Origin of the sequence: Pseudoalteromonas sp. Z1A6, from assembly GCF_011378745.1 — a bacterium.
Taxonomy (GTDB): domain Bacteria; phylum Pseudomonadota; class Gammaproteobacteria; order Enterobacterales; family Alteromonadaceae; genus Pseudoalteromonas; species Pseudoalteromonas arctica.
Genome location: NZ_WTKW01000647.1, coordinates 1 through 972, shown reverse-complemented (window position 1 = coordinate 972; position 972 = coordinate 1). Strand labels below are relative to the sequence as shown.

At 42.9% G+C, this 972-nt stretch carries 1 rRNA gene; it reads right to left on the bottom strand.

The window, feature by feature from the left end:
- Nucleotides 1–740: ribosomal RNA gene (locus GQR46_RS20110) — 23S ribosomal RNA — on the bottom strand; the annotation flags it as partial.
- Between the last annotated feature and the right edge of the window lie 232 nt (nucleotides 741–972).

Sequence of the window (972 nt, the reverse complement as noted above, 5' to 3'; positions counted from 1 at the left end):
CTTTTCAACGTTAGTGGGTTCGGTCCTCCAGTTGATGTTACTCAACCTTCAACCTGCCCATGGCTAGATCACCGGGTTTCGGGTCTATACCTTGCAACTATTCGCCCAGTTAAGACTCGGTTTCCCTACGGCTACCCTATTCGGTTAACCTCGCTACAAAATATAAGTCGCTGACCCATTATACAAAAGGTACGCAGTCACCCAACAAGTGGGCTCCTACTGCTTGTACGTACACGGTTTCAGGTTCTATTTCACTCCCCTCACAGGGGTTCTTTTCGCCTTTCCCTCACGGTACTGGTTCACTATCGGTCAGTTGGGAGTATTTAGCCTTAGATGATGGTCCACCTATATTCAGTCAAAGTTTCACGTGCTCCGACCTACTCGATTTCACTTAAAATGTCTTTTCATGTACGGGACTATCACCCTGTATCGTGGCGCTTTCCAGCAGCCTTCCATTAACACATAATAAGCTTAAGGGCTGTTCCGATTTCGCTCGCCGCTACTTTCGGAATCTCGGTTGATTTCTTTTCCTACGGGTACTTAGATGTTTCAGTTCTCCGCGTTCGCTTCGTTAACCTATGTATTCAGTTAACGATACCTGCAAGCAGGTGGGTTTCCCCATTCGGAAATCTTAGTCTCAAGCGCTTTTTACTAGCTTGACTAAGCTTATCGCAAGTTAATACGTCCTTCATCGCCTCCAACTGCCAAGGCATCCACCGTGTACGCTTAGTCACTTAACCATACAACCCAAACGGGTCTTTGTTTTGTGACAGTTTAACTTCGCCAGAAGTCAATATTGAATACTAAAGTAGATACCAATCAATCAACTCAAAGAGTTAACTAAATGGCACTGAATGGTACTGCTACCATTCTTTTTTTACTTTTGAAAACTCTTGATAAATACAATGTATCTATCAGAATTTTATTATCAGCTTTTCCAAATTTTTAAAGAGCATATTAATTAGTTATCCC